Source organism: Streptomyces sp. SID3343 (genome assembly GCF_009865215.1).
Classification (GTDB): Bacteria; Actinomycetota; Actinomycetes; order Streptomycetales; family Streptomycetaceae; genus Embleya.
The window spans coordinates 1-15,313 of sequence record NZ_WWJX01000689.1 but is presented as its reverse complement, the minus strand read 5'-3'; the positions used below and the strand labels follow the sequence as shown (position 1 = coordinate 15,313).

Here is a 15,313-nt window from a genome sequence, read left to right as displayed (position 1 = left end):
GCGACCGAGGGCGGTCGTGCCACCCGTGTACACACCGGGTGGCGCGACCGCCCTTCGTCGTTTCACGACTCGACCGGCGGCCCGGGGCCTGACTCACGGCCCGGTCCCACGACCCGACCCGGGGTCCGACCCACGACCCCGCGCCCGAACTCCACGCCCCAGGAACCGCCCTCCGGCCTCCACACGACACGTGACACCACCACAGACCTCGCAGGACGCGCCGAAGGCGACCGGGGGCACCGTGAGGCCGCCGGTGACCCCTCAGGGCCTCTGGCGCGTTTTCAGGGCTGTGACAGAGTTCGGGCTAGGGCCGCTTGGGTGCCGCCGCGACCTCGGCCGCGCACAGCACCTCCAGGCGGCGGGCGATCGAAATCGCCCGCTCGACCAGCAACCGGGCACGCTCGTGCTCGGTTTCGCTCCACTCGCCGGGGTCCACACGGTTGCCGTCCGCATGATGACCGTTGTTGCCCATAACCGCTTGGTTCCCACCGGATGGGGGCGATCACTCCTGAAGTGACGGTCCATCACTCGTGATGCCGATCACGTCCGTTGCTTTTCGGCCGGCCGGATCTCTGCGGCAGGGCGTCCGTTCGGGCCACACTGACGACCATGACGACTCTGATCGCCGGGGCCAACGTCCCGGTTCCCGCCGGCCCACTGACCTTGGTGATCCGCCGCTCCGCGAACGCACCCACCGCGGACGCGTCGGCGCTGCTGCTCGGATCCGACGGCAAGGTGCGCTTCGACGAGGATTTCGTCTTCTACAACCAGCCCGCCGCCGCCGACGGCGCGGTTCGCCACATCGGGCCGACCGCCGGGGGCGAGGCCGTCACGGTCGATCCGGACGCACTGCCCGGCGACGTCGAGCGGGTGGTGGTCGCCGCGTCGGTGCACGAGGGCACGTTCGCGGCGGTGCCCGGGCTCTCGCTCGCGCTGCTCGACGGCGCCGGCGTGACGGCGGCGACGTTTGCCGTGCCGGCCGGCGGCAGCGAAACGGTCATGGTGCTCGGGGAGTTGTACCGGCGCCAAGGCGGCTGGAAGTTGCGGGCGATCGGGCAGGGCTACGACACCGGCTTGGCCGGCCTCGCGGGCGACTACGGCGTGGACGTCGCCGACGACGCGGCCGATACGCCGCCCGCGGGCACGCTGCCGGTGGTGCCGGTCGGTGCAACGCCCGGGTGGGAGCCGCCCCCGTACAGCGACGAGCCGACGATGCGGCTGCCCGCGCCCGCGGACGATCCGCAACTCGCCGGTCTGCCGCCCGAGGTCGGCGCGCGGGTGTCGCTGCGCAAGGAGGCCGTGCGGATCACCCTGGAGAAGAAGGGCCTGACCGGTGTACGGGCGCGGGTCGCGCTCGTGCTCGACCGCTCGGGGTCGATGCGGCAGCTGTACGCCGGCGGCGCGGTCGGGCGCCTGGTCGAGCGGATGGCGCCGATCGCGGCCAAGCTGGACGACGACGGCGAGTTGGACGCGTGGATCTTCGCGGACGAATACGCGGCCCTCGACACCGTGCGCATCCCGGAACTGCCGCAGTGGATCGCGAACAACGTGTACATCGACGGGCGCAACAAGCGCCCGCAGGCGCCGCCGCTGCCCGACGGGTCGCAGCGGGTGCCCGACCTGTTGTCGGGGGTGTACGGCGGCAACAACGAGCCCGCCGTGATCGAGGACATCCTTCGGCGCTACCGCGGCGAACCGGGCGCGCCGGTGCTGGTGTTGTTCTACTCCGACGGCGGGGTCAACCGGAGCAAGCAGATTCAGCGCCTGCTGACCGAGGCGGCCGGGTTGCCGATTTTCTGGCAGTTCGTCGGCCTCGGGCGGTCCGACTACGGCATCCTGGAGCGCATCGACACCATGCCGGGACGACTCGTGGACAACGCCGGGTTCTTCCAGGTCGACGACATCGACCGGATCTCCGACGTCGAGTTGTACGAGCGGATCCTGTCCGAGTTCCCGCAGTGGCTGACCGCCGCCCGCACGGCGGGCGTCGTGCGATGAGCAGGTCGGGGCCGAAGATCTTCGGCTCGCAACGGTCCACCCCGGAGTGTCCGCTCCAAAAGTGGTCGGCGGGGGCCGTGTTCCCGATGTGACGGGGGGCTGACGCGGCGTCACGCGCATGGCCACAATGGGACATTGCGTGTGTACCGGCCAGTCGTCTTTCGCACCACGTCGTCGTGAAGTCGAGGCACCGGGAGGGGTTCCATGGCGGTATCGGGGGAATTCGCCGAGTGGGCTGCGGAGTTGACCATGCGGAGCGTTCCGCAGTCGGTACGTCGGGCGGCGTGCCGACGGATCCTGGAGGCGATCGCAGCCGGGGTCGGAGCGGCCAGGATCGGCACGGTGGATCCGGCCGTGCACGTCGCCGTGGGGATCGGCGGGCCGCCCGAGGCCGAGCTGATCGGGCACGCCGCGGGGCGGATCTCGGCGCCCGCCGCAGCCATGGCCAACGGCATGTTGATGGACGCGCTCGCGCCCGAAGCCGACCTGGTCACAAGCACCTTGGCGGTGGTGCTGCCGGCCGCGTTCGCAGTCGGGCAGGAGGTCAAGGCGCGTGGCGACGAGGTGTTGCTCGCGGTGGTCGCGGGCCACGAGTTGGCGTGCCGGTTGGGCGCGCGGTCGAGTCCGTACGCGACGGGGGTCTTCGGCGCCGCGCTGGCCGCGGCTCGGCTGATGGCGCTGGACCCGGCCCGGATCCGCGACGCGGTGGGTATCGCGGGCGAGTTCACCGGCGGGCGGTCGAGCGTCGGCGGCACCCCGGGTCTGTCCGCCGGTCTCGCCGCCGCGAACGGCATCGTCGCGGCCCGGCTCGCCGCGTCCGGCGCCACGGGACCCGACGCCGGCATCGACGAGCTGTGCCGGGCCTGGGAGTTGGCGCCCGATCGGCTGGTGGGCGGGCTCGGGGTGGTGTGGGCGAGCGAGGGGACGTGGGCCGCGCGATCGACGGATCATCAGCTCGATCTGGAGGCGTGCGAGAAACTCGGCGGTAGCCGGCAGGACGCCAGGGCGCTGATCGCCGAGGTGCGCGCGTTCGCCTTCGCGCCGTCCCTCGACGCGATCCTCGCGCTGACGGTCAAGGTCGCGGCCGGCACCTGACGGCCGACCGGCTGGGATCGGCCTACGGCACCGGCGAGCAAGGCCCCGACGCCGCCGGCCTCAACGACCGGCGACCGGCGACCGGGGGGCCGACAGCCGACGACTGATAGCCGACCACCGACAGCCGACGACCGACAGCCGGTGCTTCTCGACCGATACGTCATGGTCTGTGCCGGCCGAAAGCACGCCGCTCTCGCACTCGTTCACAGTTGTCCATAAGTTGTCCACAGGCTGTGGATACTTTGGGTGGATGGAGCGGCGTCCTGTGGACAAGCCGGCGGACGGGCCGGCCCTCGCGCGCTCCATGGTGCGCCGGACCACCTCCGCGCACCCCGTGACACGCCGTCAAACGCCCTTGCGCGCCGGGACTTCGTCCGCGTCGAGCCGGCGCATCGCGGCGAAGCCGTCGCCGGTGGAGTAGCTGTCCTCGCACAGCACGAGCGCGTTCTCGTCGAAGGCCCACACGATGGCCATCTGCGTCTCGTACAGATAGAACGCGTCGACGTCCTCGACCTGCCTGCCCATCCGCGCGAGCGCGGTGCCCGGGTACGCGATCCGCAGGATGCCCTCGGTCACCACGGTGTCCTGATCCACGGTCAGCCGGTCGATGTGGTGGGCGAGTCGGCCGCAGTCGTTCTCCACGACGGCGCGATAGAACTCGCGAACCTCGGCGTGGCTCTTGGGCGCCCGGTCCACCGACGAGGAGCCCCACTGGTGGTAGACGGCGCGCGGCGAGACGGTGGCCATCAGGGCGTCGAGGTCGCCCTCGTGCTCGGCGCGCATGTGCGCGACCAGGGTGGTGAGTACCGCGTGCCGGCGCGGATCCGTCTGCGCGGCCAAGCGCTTCTCGGCGAGTTCCCACGTGCGTCGCGCGTCGATGAGTTCGGTCATGCGCTTGCCTTCCGCCGGCTGTCCCGTCGCGGACACCTTGCACCGAAGTAGTTGACTGTGCAATACAAACATGCACACGTGTCACGTGCGGCGCACTCCGCGTGGTCGGCGCGACACGCCACGAGCCGGTCACGCGGCACGTCCGAAGCACCCCCACGAACCACGAGGTGACCCATGACCGGAGCAGCCGAAATGCCGGACGCCAACGCGATGTTCGACCTGACGGGACGTGTCGCGATCGTGACCGGCGGCAGCCGCGGGATCGGCCGGGCGATCGCGCACGCCTACGCCCGGGCGGGCGCCGCCGTCGTGATCGCCAGCCGCAAGGCCGACGCGTGCGAGGCGGTCGCCAAGGAGATCACCGACGCGGGCGGGCGGGCGCTCGCGGTGGCCACCCACTGCGGCGAGCTGGGCCAACTCGCGGCGCTCGTCGACGCGACCGTCGCGCACTTCGGCGGCGTGGACATCGTCGTCAACAACGCCGCGAACGAACTCGCCCAGCCGGTCGGCCGGATCACCCCCGAGGCATGGGACAAGTCGTTCGCGGTCAACCTGCGCGGACCGGTCTTCCTCGTGCAGTACGCGCTGCCGCACCTGATCGCGTCCGAGCACGCGTCGGTGCTCAACGTGGTGAGCGCGGCCGTGTTCACCCGCGCCGAGGGCAAGGGCCTGTACGCCGCCGGCAAGTCCGCGCTCGTGGCCTTCACCCGCACGATGGCCGGCGAACTCGCCGAGCACGGGATCCGGGTCAACGCGATGGCCCCGGGCGCCGTCGCCACCGACATGGTCCGCAAGACCGGCCCCGAGACGATGGAACGGATGCGCGGCGCCGCGCCGCTCAAGCGCATCGCCGAGCCGCACGAGATGACCGGCCTCGCCCTGCTCCTCGCGTCCGACGCGGGCAGCTTCATGACAGGGCAGATCGTCAGCATCGACGGCGGCCTGACCGTGCACTGACCCGGCACCGCCGGACGCGCGCCACACCCCACCCACGCCACTCCCCGCCCACGCCTCGTCCCACCCACGCCACCGCCCCCCACGCCCGAGTCGGCGCCCACCCCCAGCCACACGAAAACGAGTGGTCCGCCTCGGATCGGGGCGGACACACTGCTCGCCATGGACATCCCGAACCGACAGATTCGCGCCGTCTACACGGACGAGACCGTCACCGTGTACCAGGCGTACAAGCCGCAGATCGCCGACTCGGCGGTGCGCAACCAGCGATTTCCGGCCACCTGGAGCCGGGAGCGGATGACCTGGGTCAAGCCCAGCTTCACCTGGATGATGTATCGCAGCGGATGGGCCACGAAGCCGCGCCAAGAACGCGTACTGGCCCTGGAGATCAGCCGCGACGGCTTCGAGGCGGCGCTCGCGGGCGCGTGCCTGAGCCACTGGGACCACGCGACCTACCCCGATCGGGACGCGTGGGGTTCACGCCTGCACGCGACCACCGTACGGATCCAGTGGGACCCCGAGCGCGATCTGCACCTGCGCCCGCTCGCGCATCGCTCACTGCAACTCGGCCTGGCCGGGTGGGCCACCCGTGCCTACGCCGACGAGTGGACCCGAAAGATCACCGACGTGACCGCGCTCGCGCACCGGACCCACGACCTCGTCCGGGCCGGTGATCCCGACGCCGCCGGCGCGCTGCTGCCCGCGGAGCGCGCGTACCCGCTGCCCGCCGCACTGGTCCCGGTGATCGGGGCGACCGCCACGCCTTGAGGCGGCCGGAAACACCCTGGTTCGGGGCGTGATCCAGCTCCCCAAAAAATGCTTGATATTGACAAGCGATCCCGAGTCGGAGAGATTCGATGTTGCCGGGCGACACGCGTTCCCGGTCCATATCGATGTGCAGCGCGGGGCAGACCCGACCGCGACCCTTCCGTGCCCGGCGGGCGTCGACCCGCGTCGCGACCCACGCGACCACAGCACGTGAAGGAGCAGCGACGTGCATCTCGCCCCGACCCCCGCGCAGGACGCTCTACGGGCAGAGCTGCGGGACTATTTCACCCGCCTGATCACCCCCGACGTCCGAGCGGAACTCGACCGTGAGGGCGAGGGAGGTGGGCCCACCACTCAGCGGATCCGCCGACAACTGGGCTCGGACGGCTGGCTCGGCATCGGCTGGCCCGCCGAATACGGCGGCCAGGGCAAGGGCCCGGAGATGCAGTTCATCTTCTTCGACGAGGCGTATCGGGCCGGCGCGCCGGTCTCGATGGTCACGCTCAACACCGTCGGCCCCACGCTGATGAAGTTCGGTACCGAGAAGCAGAAGGCGTACTACCTGCCCAAGATCCTGGCGGGCGAGATCATCTTCGCGATCGGCTACAGCGAGCCCTCCGCCGGCACCGACCTCGCGTCGCTGCGCACCCGTGCGGTGCGCGAGGGCGACGAGTGGGTGATCAACGGCCAGAAGATCTTCACGTCGACCGCGCAGGGCGCCGACTGGATCTGGCTCGCGTGCCGTACCGACGTGGACGCCCCCAAGCACAAGGGCATCACGATGATCCTGATCCCGACCACGGATCCGGGCTTCTCGTGGACCCCGATCGTCACCGTCGGCGGGATGACCACGACGGCGACCTACTACGACAACATCCGGGTGCCCTACGACAACCTCGTGTACGAGGAGAACTCGGGCTGGAAGCTGCTCACCAACCAGCTCAACCACGAGCGCGTCGCGCTCGCGGCGCTGGGCATGCAGGCCGAGGACTTCTTCGACGAGGTCCTGGCGTGGGCGCGCGAGACCGAGATCGAGCCGGGCGTCAAGGTCGTCGACCAGCCGTGGGTGCAGCTCAAGTTCGCCGAGACCTACGCGCGGCTGTCCGCCGTGCGGATGTTCAGCTGGCGACTCGTGCACGACGTCGGCAACAACACGCTCAACGCGGGTGACGCCTCGGGAGTGAAGTTCTTCGGCACCGAGGGTGCCATCGAGGTGTACCGCAACCTGATGGAGATCGTCGGCCCGGACGCGACGCTGCGACCGAAGTCGCCCGGCGCGTTCAGCGACGGCCTGCTCGAAGCGATGAACCGCCGCGCCCAGATCAACACGTTCGGCGGCGGCGTCAGCGAAGTCCAGCGAGAGATCGTCGCCATGGTTCGCCTTGGCATGACGCGAGTGAAGCGGTGAAGGACGAGATGACTGACACCACCAGCACCGACAAGGCCGCTTTTCTCGCGGTCGTCAAGAAGTACGAGGGTGTGCACGACCAGTCGGGCACCGTCGCCCTCGACCCGGTCAACGGGCCGATGATTCGGCACTGGGCCGAGGCCATGGGCGACACGAACCCCGTGTACACCGACCCCGAGGCCGCCGCGCGTACACACTTCGGCGAGGTGGTCGCGCCCGCGACCATGCTCCAGGTGTGGATCATGCGCGGCCTGACCGCCGGTCAGGTCGTCAACTCGGCGACCGGCGAGTTGTACAAGCACTTCACCGACAACGGCTTCGGCTCGGTCGTGGCGACCAACTGCGAGCAGGAGTACGTCCGGCCGTTGCGGCTCGGCGAGGTCGTCGAGTACGACCAGCTGATCGAGACCGTGTCGGACGAGAAGACCACCGGCCTGGGCACCGGGCACTTCATCACCACGTTGACCAACATCTTCGTGAACGGCGACGACGGTCGCGAACTGGTGGGCACCCACCGGTTCCGGATCCTGCGCTACACGCCGCACAAGAAGAAGCCGAAGGCCGCGCCGACCACCCCACGCCCGCTGCGCCCGCGCAAGGTGGTCAACCGGGACAACCAGGCGTACTGGGACGGCGTCGACGCCGGGAAGCTGCTGTACCAAAAGTGTGTGGAGTGCGCGACGCCGCGCTTCCCGTTCGCCCCGGGCTGCAACAACTGCGCGTCGCTCGAATGGGAAGCCGTCGAGTCGGCCGGCAAGGGCGTCGTCTACTCGCACGTGACGATGCACTACCCGAAGTTCCCGGCCTTCGACATGCCCTACGCGGTCGGCCTGATCGAACTCGACGAGGGCGTGCGGATGCTCGGCAACGTGCTCGGCATCCCGCACGAGGACGTACGGATCGGCCTGCGGGTCGAGCTGGAATTCGTCACCCACGACGACGAGTTGACCGTTCCCGCGTTCCGAGCGGTCGGGGAGAACTGATGGACTTCAATCTCACCGAGGACCAGCAGGCGCTGGCCTCGCTGGCCGAGGAGATCTTCTCGGGCCAGTCCACCGACGACCGGCTCAAGAAGCTCGCGCAAAGCGGCACCGAGTTCGACGCCCAACTGTGGGGCAAGGTCGCCGACGCGGGTCTGATCGGCGCGCTGATCGACGACAAGCGCGGCGGCGGCGACCTGGGTCTGGTCGGCCTCGCGCTGCTCCTGGAGCAGCAGGGCCGCTACACCGCGCAGATTCCGCTGCTCGACACCGTCGTGTACGGGCTGCTGCCCCTGTTGGAGTTCTGCCCGGAGAACCTGATCGAGCACGACCTGCCGGCCCTGCTCGACGGGTCGCGGATCGTGGCCGGCGCGCTCGCCGAGGTCGGCACGGGCCTGCCCGCGGTCCCCAAGGTGACGGCCCGCGCGGACGGCGACGCGTACTACCTCGACGGCGACAAGCGCGCGGTGGCCTGGCTCACCGTCGCGCACCGCGTCCTGGTCACCGCGTCCGTCGACGGCGCGCTCGCGGTGTTCATGGTCAACCCCGAGGCCGACGGCGTCGCGATCGAGTCGGCGCCGACCACCGCCCCGTGGGCGTCGGGCAACCTGAGCCTGACCAATGCCCAGGGTTGGCTGATCGGCACGGTCGAGCGCGGCGCCGAGATCGCCGCGTGGATCGTCGACCGCGCCCGGGTCGCGCTCGCCGCGCAGCAGGTGGGCGTATGCGAGCGCGGGCTCGCCCGTACCGTCGAATACGTCAACACGCGGGAACAGTTCGGCAAGCCGTTGTCGACCAAGCAGGGCGTGATGCTCCGCGCCGCCGACGCCTACATGGACACCGAGGCCATCCGGGTGACCACCCTGGAGGCCGCGTGGCGGATGGACCGCGGCGAGGCGGCCACCGAACAGGCCCTCGTCGCCCGCTGGTTCGCGTCGGAGGCGGGCAAGCGCGTCGTGCACGCGTGCCAGCACCTGCACGGCGGCATGGGCTCCGACATCGACCATCCCATCCACCGCCACTTCCTGTGGGGCCGTCAGATCGACGTGACCCTGGGCAGCGGCATCCAGCAGCTCGCCGCCCTCGGCAAGCTCCTCGCCCACGTGCCCGCCCAGGGAGGCAGCCGATGACCGTGGACCTCAAGAGCCGCACCTACGCGGAGGTGGCGGTCGGCGACGAACTGCCGCCGCTCGCGATCCCGTTGACCCGCACACTGATCGTGTCGACGGCGCTCGCCACCCGCGACTTCCAGGACGTGCACCACGATCCGCAGCTCGCGGCGGACAAGGGCTCGCCCGACATCTTCATGAACATCCTCACCAGCAACGGCCTGGTCGGTCGCTACATCACCGACTGGGCGGGCCCGGAGACCGAACTGCGCAAGGTCGCGATCCGGCTCGGCGCCCCGAACTACCCCGGCGACACCATGACCCTCACCGGCACGGTGACCGCCAAGACCATCGCCGAGGACGGCAGCCCGCTCGTCGAGATCGCGGTCGTCGGTGCCAACAAGCTCGGCAACCACGTCACCGGCACGGTCACGGTGAAGCTGCCGGAAGGAGCCGAAGCGTGAGCCTCAAGCACGCCGACAACCTGCGCGGCAAGACCGCCATCGTCGGAATCGGCGCGACCGAGTTCTCCAAGGACTCCGGCCGCAGCGAACTGCGCCTGGCCGTCGAGGCGGTCGGCGCCGCCCTCGACGACGCGGGCATCGCGCCGTCCGAGGTGGACGGCCTGGTCAGCTTCACGATGGACACCAACCCCGAGATCGCGGTCGCGGCCGCGGCGGGGATCGGCGACCTGACCTTCTTCAGCCGGATCCACTACGGCGGCGGCGCGGCCTGCGCCACGGTCGCGCAGGCCGCGATGGCCGTCGCGAGCGGGGTCGCCGACGTCGTGGTCTGCTACCGCGCGTTCAACGAGCGCTCGGGCCGCCGGTTCGGCTCCGGCGTGCTCCAGCGCGACCCCACGGTCGAAGGGGTGGGCCTGGGCTGGAACATGCCGCACGGCCTGCTCACGCCGGCTTCGTGGGTGGCCATGTTCGCGCAGCGCTACCTGCACGTGTACGGCGCCACCACCGAGGCGTTCGGCCACGTCGCGGTGGCCGACCGCAAGCACGCCGCGAACAACCCGAAGGCGTACTTCCACGGCAAGCCGATCACGCTCGAAGACCACCAGAACTCACGGTGGATCGTCGAGCCGATGCGGCTGCTCGACTGCTGCCAGGAGACCGACGGCGCGCAGGCGATCGTCGTGGTCGGCGCCGAGCGCGCCAAGGACTTGCCGAAGAAGCCCGCGATCATCAACGCGGCGGCGCAGGGCGCGGGCCGGCTCCAGGACCAGATGACCAGCTTCTACCGCGACGGCATGACCGGCCTTGCCGAGATGGGCGTGGTGGCCAAGCAGCTGTGGCAGACGTCGGGGCTGGGCCCGGACGACATCCAGGCGGCGGTGCTCTACGACCACTTCACGCCGTTCGTGCTGATGCAGCTGGAGGAGTTCGGCTTCTGCGGTCGCGGCGAGGCGCCGGCGTTCGTCGCGAACGGCGGCCTGGAGCTGGGCGGCAAGCTGCCGACGAATACGCACGGCGGCCAGCTGGGCGAGGCGTACCTGCACGGTATGAACGGCATCGCCGAGGGGGTCCGGCAGATCCGCGGCAGCTCGGTCAACCAGGTCGACAACGTGCACAACGTGCTCGTGACGGCCGGTACCGGAGTGCCGACGTCGGGCCTGGTGCTCGGGGTCGAGTAGGCCGGGCGGCGCAACGCTCATGGGGCCGTCCGGGTGACGCTTCGGCGTGTCGCCCGGGCGGTCCTGGACGTTGGCGGGTCCTGACGGAGCGTGGGTCGGAGGAGTCCACCCTCTTCGCTCAGGGAGATCTCGTGCGGTTTCGGTTCACCCGTCGAACAGCCACCCTCGCGTTGCTCGCCGCCGTACTCGGACTCGTCCCCGCGGGTATCGCGGAAGGTGCCCGCAAGCCGCGGGCCCCACGCTCCCTGGTCGTCTCGGCGCCGGGCTTCGACACGTGCGAGACGCCCACCGTGCAGACGATGCGGGCGTGGCGCGCATCGCCGTACAAAGTGGTCGGGATCTACGTCGCCGGCGACAACCGCGCGTGCAAGAGCGCGCGGTTGACCCGCGATTGGGTCAAGCAGGTACACGGTCAGGGCTGGGACTTCCTGCCCGTGCAGGTCGGCCTCCAAGCACCGTGCACCCACTCACCCAAGCCGGGCCGCATCGATCCGGCCCGGGCCGGCGAACAGGGCGTCGCGGACGCGAACGACGTCGTCGAGCGCGCCGCCGCACTCGGCTTCAAGCCGGGCAGCGCCCTGTGGCTCGACATGGAGGCGTACGACAGCACCGACACCGCCTGCCGTGTCGCCGTGTTGGACTTCGTGTCCGCGTGGTCCGACCGGGTGCGTCGACGCGGCTTCGTCGCGGGCTACTACAGCAGCCTGGACTCCGGCGTGAACGACATGGTCGAGGCGGTCGGCAAGCGCTCGATCCCGGACGCGATCTGGTACGCGCGCTGGGACGGCAAGCCGACCACGACCGACGACGGCGCGCTGCCCGCGGGATATTGGGCAGGCAACCGGGTGCACCAGTACAGCGGCAACGTCGTGGAGACCTACGGCGGCGTCGGGATCAGCATCGACGGCAACTTCGTGGACGGGCCGGTCGGGGTGCTGTGAGGAGGGCGCTTCGAGGCGGGGCGCTTTGAGAAGGGTGCCTCGAGGCGGGGCGCTGTGAGACGGGTGCTTCGAGGCAGCGCTTCGAGGCGGGTGCTTCGAGGTGGGTGTTGTGCGCCGTCGCTCGCGGGCGTGGTCCGTCACTCCCGGCATCGTCGAGGGTGACGGACCACGATCGCTCAGCCGCGGTCGAGTTCGTCGACCGACAGTTCGCCGTCCGCGTACTGCCGCCTGATCACCTTCTTGTCGAACTTGCCGACGCTCGTCTTGGGCACGGCGGGGACCAGACTCCAACGCTCCGGCACCTGCCAGCGGGCCACCTTGCCGGCGAGGTAGTCGCGCAGTTGTTCCACCGTGGTCTCGGCGCCTTCGCGCAACACCACGGTCGCGAGCGGGCGTTCGCCCCACTTGTCGTCGGGCACCCCGACCACGGCCGCCTCGGTCACGTCCTCGTGGCCCATCAGCGTTCCCTCCAGTTCGACCGAAGAAATCCATTCCCCGCCCGACTTGATCACGTCCTTGGCCCGGTCGGTCAGCCGCAGGAAGCCGTCGGCGGTGATCGTGCCGACGTCGCCGGTACACAACCAGCCGTCCTGGAACCGGCCGCCGCCGCTCGCGTCGGCCGAACCCTCGTCACCGATGTACGCGCCGGCGATCCACGGACCGCGCACGAGCAACTCGCCGACCGCCTCGCCGTCCTGCGCGACGTCGGTACCGTCCGGGCCGACCAGGCGGGCCTGTACGGAGGCGGGCAGCCGACCCTGGGTGATCCGGTAGGCGAACGCCTCCTCGTCGGAGAGCCCCGCCGGCGGGCGCGCGACCGTGCCCAGTGGCGAGGTCTCGGTCATCCCCCACGCGTGGATGATCCGTACGCCGTGCCGCTCCTCGAACGCCCGCATGAGCCCGGGCGGACACGCCGACCCGCCGACCACGACCTCACGCAGCGACGACACGTCGGTCTTGTGCACGTCGAGGTAGTCGAGCAGGCCGGACCAGATCGTCGGCACCGCGGCGCCGAGCGTCGGCTTCTCCGCGGCGATCATCGCCGCGAGCGGCTCGGGCTGGAGAAAGCGGTCCGGCATCAGCAACGAGGCGCCGCACAGCATCGCGGCGTACGGCAGACCCCACGCGTTGACGTGGAACATCGGTACGACCGGCAACACCTTGTCGCCGGGAGCGAGCCCGAAGCCCTCCACCGTGCACACCTGCATGCTGTGCAGATAGGTCGAACGGTGGCTGTACACGACGCCCTTGGGGTTGCCCGTGGTGCCGGAGGTGTAACACAGCGCGGCGCCCTGCCGCTCGTCGATGTCCTCGTCCCAGTCGAACTCGGTCGGTCGACCCGCGAGCAGTTCGTCGTAGCGATGGATCTGCTTCCCACACTCCGCGAGCGGCGCCAGATCCGTGTCTGCGCCGGTCACCACGACGTGCCGCACACTCTCCAGGTGCACCAGCAGCGGAGCCGCGAGCGCCGCGAGCGAACCGTCCAGGACGAGCACCCGGTCTTCCGCGTGGTTCGTGATGTAGATCAACTGTTCGGGGGGCAGTCGCAGGTTGAGCGTGTGCAGTACCGCGCCCATCGACGGGATCGCGAGGTAGCACTCCAGGTGCTCCTGGTTGTTCCACAAAAACGTGGCGACTCGCTCGTCGCCGGTGATCCCGAGCTCGCGCAGTCCGTGCGCGAGTTGCGCGGACCGGCGGCCGACCTCGGCGTACGTGGATCGGCGGGGCGCGCCGTCGGTCCACGTCACGACCTCGGATCCGCCGTGCACGGTGGTCCCGTGTCGCATGATGCGCGCGATCGTCAACGGCACGTCCTGCATCGTGCTCAGCACTGTGGGGCCTCCCTGGCCTCTCCGGACGGACACCGGACGAGGTGGAAGGATTCTTGCTCCCCGGTCGGGTGGTTGTCAGCCCCCGGAACGTCTCGTCCCGAGGCCGGACCGAGCTTCGCCATACGCTCCCCACGGGATCTGCTGTGCGCCCGTACGGGTGAACCCGGGCGCGGCGATCGGCCGATCGGGTTACGGGGACGGGAGAATGCGAGAGTGGCCCGGTTGGTCCGGGTGACACCCGATTTCTCCACGACGCGTCGACAACGCCCGTGGCACCCGCATATCCGCGCTTCCGGAGGGGGACCGGCGAGCCCTCGACTTCCCCTGGAGGGCGCCCCATGTACCCGCTGGAAGTGCGACCCGAATCGCGCCACCCGTACGACGTGGTCCTGCCGGACGCGCTCGGCCATCCCGTGCTCGGCTTCCGGGACGGCTACTGGTTTCGGATCGGTCGCGACGGACCGCCGCGCCCGTTGTGCGCGCGAACCGCGATCATCGGACATCCGGAGTCCGCCGGGCCTATCGTGCAGGTCATGTGTTGGTGGATGCGCGAACACCACGATCACCCACAGGCGATCGACCTCGGTACCGAGTTGGCCCTGACGGTGGGCGAGATGAGCCGCGGGCTGCATGCACAAGGGCCCCAGGCGTGGTGAGGCGGTGCGGGTCCGTGCGGATAAGGCAGGTTCCGTGTGGGCCGCGAGTGCCGGCGGTCCGGGTGCGGACGTGCGTGATCCCTCGGTGCCGGACGACGGGGCCTCGGCACTCGTGTGGGGGGTCGGGCGGGCGGTGAGCGGGCGGGCGGGGCTGCGGCTGGGGTGATGGCCGGGTGATGCTTGGGTGCTCGGGTGACCTGCGGCTTTCGTTGCTCCCGTTGCTCCCGTTGTTTCCGGGACTTCCGGGCCCGGGGCTCCGGGGCTTTTCGTGGCCTGTGCTTCGGTTACTTCGGTGAGGCGATCTTGCCCAGCAGGTCGACGATTCGCTGCTGGACGTCCTCGCGGGTGGACCGCTCGGCCAGGAACAGCACGGTCTCGCCGGTCTGGAGGCGGTGCAGGTCGTCGTCGATAAGGTCGAGCGTCGTGTAGACGACGATCGGCGTCGAGTGCAGGCGCGCGTTGTTGCGCAGCCAGTCGACCACGCCGACCCGGCGGCGCCGTACGAGCATGAGGTCGAGCACCACGAGATTGGGCTCCACGCTCGACGCCTTGGACACCGCTTCGCTTTCCGACGCCGCGTGTACGACGTCCATCCCGCGCCGCTCCAGCGACGCGGTGAACGCGGTCGCGATGTCGGGGTTGGCCTCCACGAGCAGGACCCGCGACGCGTGGCCGGCGCTGTCGGCGGGCGCGAGCGACCGCAGCAGCACCGCGGGGTCGGCGCCGAACGCCGCGTCCCGGGTGGCCTGCATGAGCCCGGCGGTGACAAGTACCGGGATCTGCGCGGCCGTTGCCGCGGTGCGCAGCGACTGCAACGCGGTACGGGTGATCGGTCCGGTCAGCGGATCCACGAAGAGCGCGGCCGGCTGTACCGGCACGCTCGCGTCGACCTCTTCGCGCGAGCGGACCAGGAGCGGGCTCCAGCCACGCGCGGTCAGCGCTCCCGCGGTCGCGGTGTCGGGCTCGGGCCACACCAGCAGGCGGCGCGGTTGCCCGTCGGGCGCGGGCGCGACCATGGTCGGCAGGTCGGCGCCCGACA

At 70.4% G+C, this 15,313-nt stretch carries 15 protein-coding genes; 11 read left to right on the top strand and 4 right to left on the bottom strand.

The features are described 5' to 3' along the window. Positions 1-304 precede the first annotated feature (304 nt). Positions 305-472 (bottom strand): hypothetical protein, encoded by a 168-nt coding sequence (locus GT354_RS20940; RefSeq protein WP_161357879.1) that lies wholly within the window; start codon positions 470-472, stop codon positions 305-307. A 137-nt stretch (positions 473-609) separates the two neighbouring features. Between GT354_RS20940 and GT354_RS20935 the strand changes: the two genes are divergently transcribed. Together GT354_RS20935 and GT354_RS20930 are read left to right on the top strand one after the other, a co-directional pair. After that, positions 610-1,998 (top strand): VWA domain-containing protein, encoded by a 1,389-nt coding sequence (locus tag GT354_RS20935; protein WP_161357878.1) that lies wholly within the window; start codon positions 610-612, stop codon positions 1,996-1,998. A 204-nt stretch (positions 1,999-2,202) separates the two neighbouring features. Continuing rightward, a complete protein-coding gene (locus tag GT354_RS20930) occupies positions 2,203-3,093 on the top strand; it encodes an MmgE/PrpD family protein (RefSeq protein WP_161357877.1) in 891 nt (296 codons plus the stop codon). Positions 3,094-3,438: 345 nt separating this feature from the next. Here GT354_RS20930 and GT354_RS20925 read toward each other — a convergent pair whose 3' ends face one another. After that, positions 3,439-3,984: a nuclear transport factor 2 family protein gene (locus tag GT354_RS20925; protein WP_161357876.1), complete on the bottom strand. Its 546-nt coding sequence runs from the start codon at positions 3,982-3,984 to the stop codon at positions 3,439-3,441. 174 nt (positions 3,985-4,158) lie between these two features. On the opposite strand from GT354_RS20925, the gene GT354_RS20920 reads away from it, so the two are divergent. The 8 genes from GT354_RS20920 to GT354_RS20885 all read left to right on the top strand — a co-directional run bounded on the left by GT354_RS20920 (position 4,159) and on the right by GT354_RS20885 (position 11,786). Then, the gene (locus GT354_RS20920; RefSeq protein WP_161357875.1) at positions 4,159-4,941 is read left to right on the top strand and encodes a glucose 1-dehydrogenase; all 783 of its coding nucleotides are present in this window, start codon (positions 4,159-4,161) and stop codon (positions 4,939-4,941) included. Between the two features lie 159 nt (positions 4,942-5,100). Further along, complete coding sequence (locus GT354_RS20915) at positions 5,101-5,706, top strand: DUF4291 domain-containing protein (protein WP_161357874.1); 606 nt, start codon at positions 5,101-5,103, stop codon at positions 5,704-5,706. A 226-nt stretch (positions 5,707-5,932) separates the two neighbouring features. Continuing rightward, complete coding sequence (locus GT354_RS20910; protein ID WP_161357873.1) at positions 5,933-7,114, top strand: acyl-CoA dehydrogenase family protein; 1,182 nt, start codon at positions 5,933-5,935, stop codon at positions 7,112-7,114. Between the two features lie 8 nt (positions 7,115-7,122). Next, on the top strand, positions 7,123-8,097 hold the full coding sequence (locus tag GT354_RS20905) for a bifunctional MaoC family dehydratase N-terminal/OB-fold nucleic acid binding domain-containing protein (protein WP_202512108.1): 975 nt from the start codon (positions 7,123-7,125) through the stop codon (positions 8,095-8,097). Then, a complete protein-coding gene (locus GT354_RS20900) occupies positions 8,097-9,224 on the top strand; it encodes an acyl-CoA dehydrogenase family protein (protein ID WP_161357871.1) in 1,128 nt (375 codons plus the stop codon). The genes GT354_RS20905 and GT354_RS20900 overlap by 1 nt, the downstream gene beginning before the upstream one ends. Then, complete coding sequence (locus GT354_RS20895) at positions 9,221-9,667, top strand: MaoC family dehydratase (RefSeq protein ID WP_161357870.1); 447 nt, start codon at positions 9,221-9,223, stop codon at positions 9,665-9,667. Before GT354_RS20900 ends, GT354_RS20895 begins: the two co-directional genes overlap by 4 nt. Continuing rightward, entirely contained in the window at positions 9,664-10,845 is a 1,182-nt protein-coding gene (locus GT354_RS20890; RefSeq protein ID WP_161357869.1) for a lipid-transfer protein, read from the top strand. Before GT354_RS20895 ends, GT354_RS20890 begins: the two co-directional genes overlap by 4 nt. 131 nt (positions 10,846-10,976) lie before the next feature. Further along, positions 10,977-11,786, top strand: coding sequence for a DUF1906 domain-containing protein (locus tag GT354_RS20885; RefSeq protein ID WP_161357868.1), 810 nt, complete (start codon positions 10,977-10,979; stop codon positions 11,784-11,786). A 176-nt stretch (positions 11,787-11,962) separates the two neighbouring features. Here the strand turns inward: GT354_RS20885 and GT354_RS20880 are convergent, their stop codons facing one another. Continuing rightward, positions 11,963-13,618, bottom strand: coding sequence for a long-chain fatty acid--CoA ligase (locus GT354_RS20880; protein WP_161357867.1), 1,656 nt, complete (start codon positions 13,616-13,618; stop codon positions 11,963-11,965). Between the two features lie 338 nt (positions 13,619-13,956). Between GT354_RS20880 and GT354_RS20875 the strand changes: the two genes are divergently transcribed. Continuing rightward, entirely contained in the window at positions 13,957-14,274 is a 318-nt protein-coding gene (locus GT354_RS20875) for a hypothetical protein (RefSeq protein ID WP_161357866.1), read from the top strand. A gap of 284 nt (positions 14,275-14,558) precedes the next feature. Here the strand turns inward: GT354_RS20875 and GT354_RS20870 are convergent. Continuing rightward, a partial coding sequence (locus tag GT354_RS20870) for a response regulator (RefSeq protein WP_161357865.1) occupies positions 14,559-15,313 on the bottom strand: 755 nt, incomplete at its 5' end.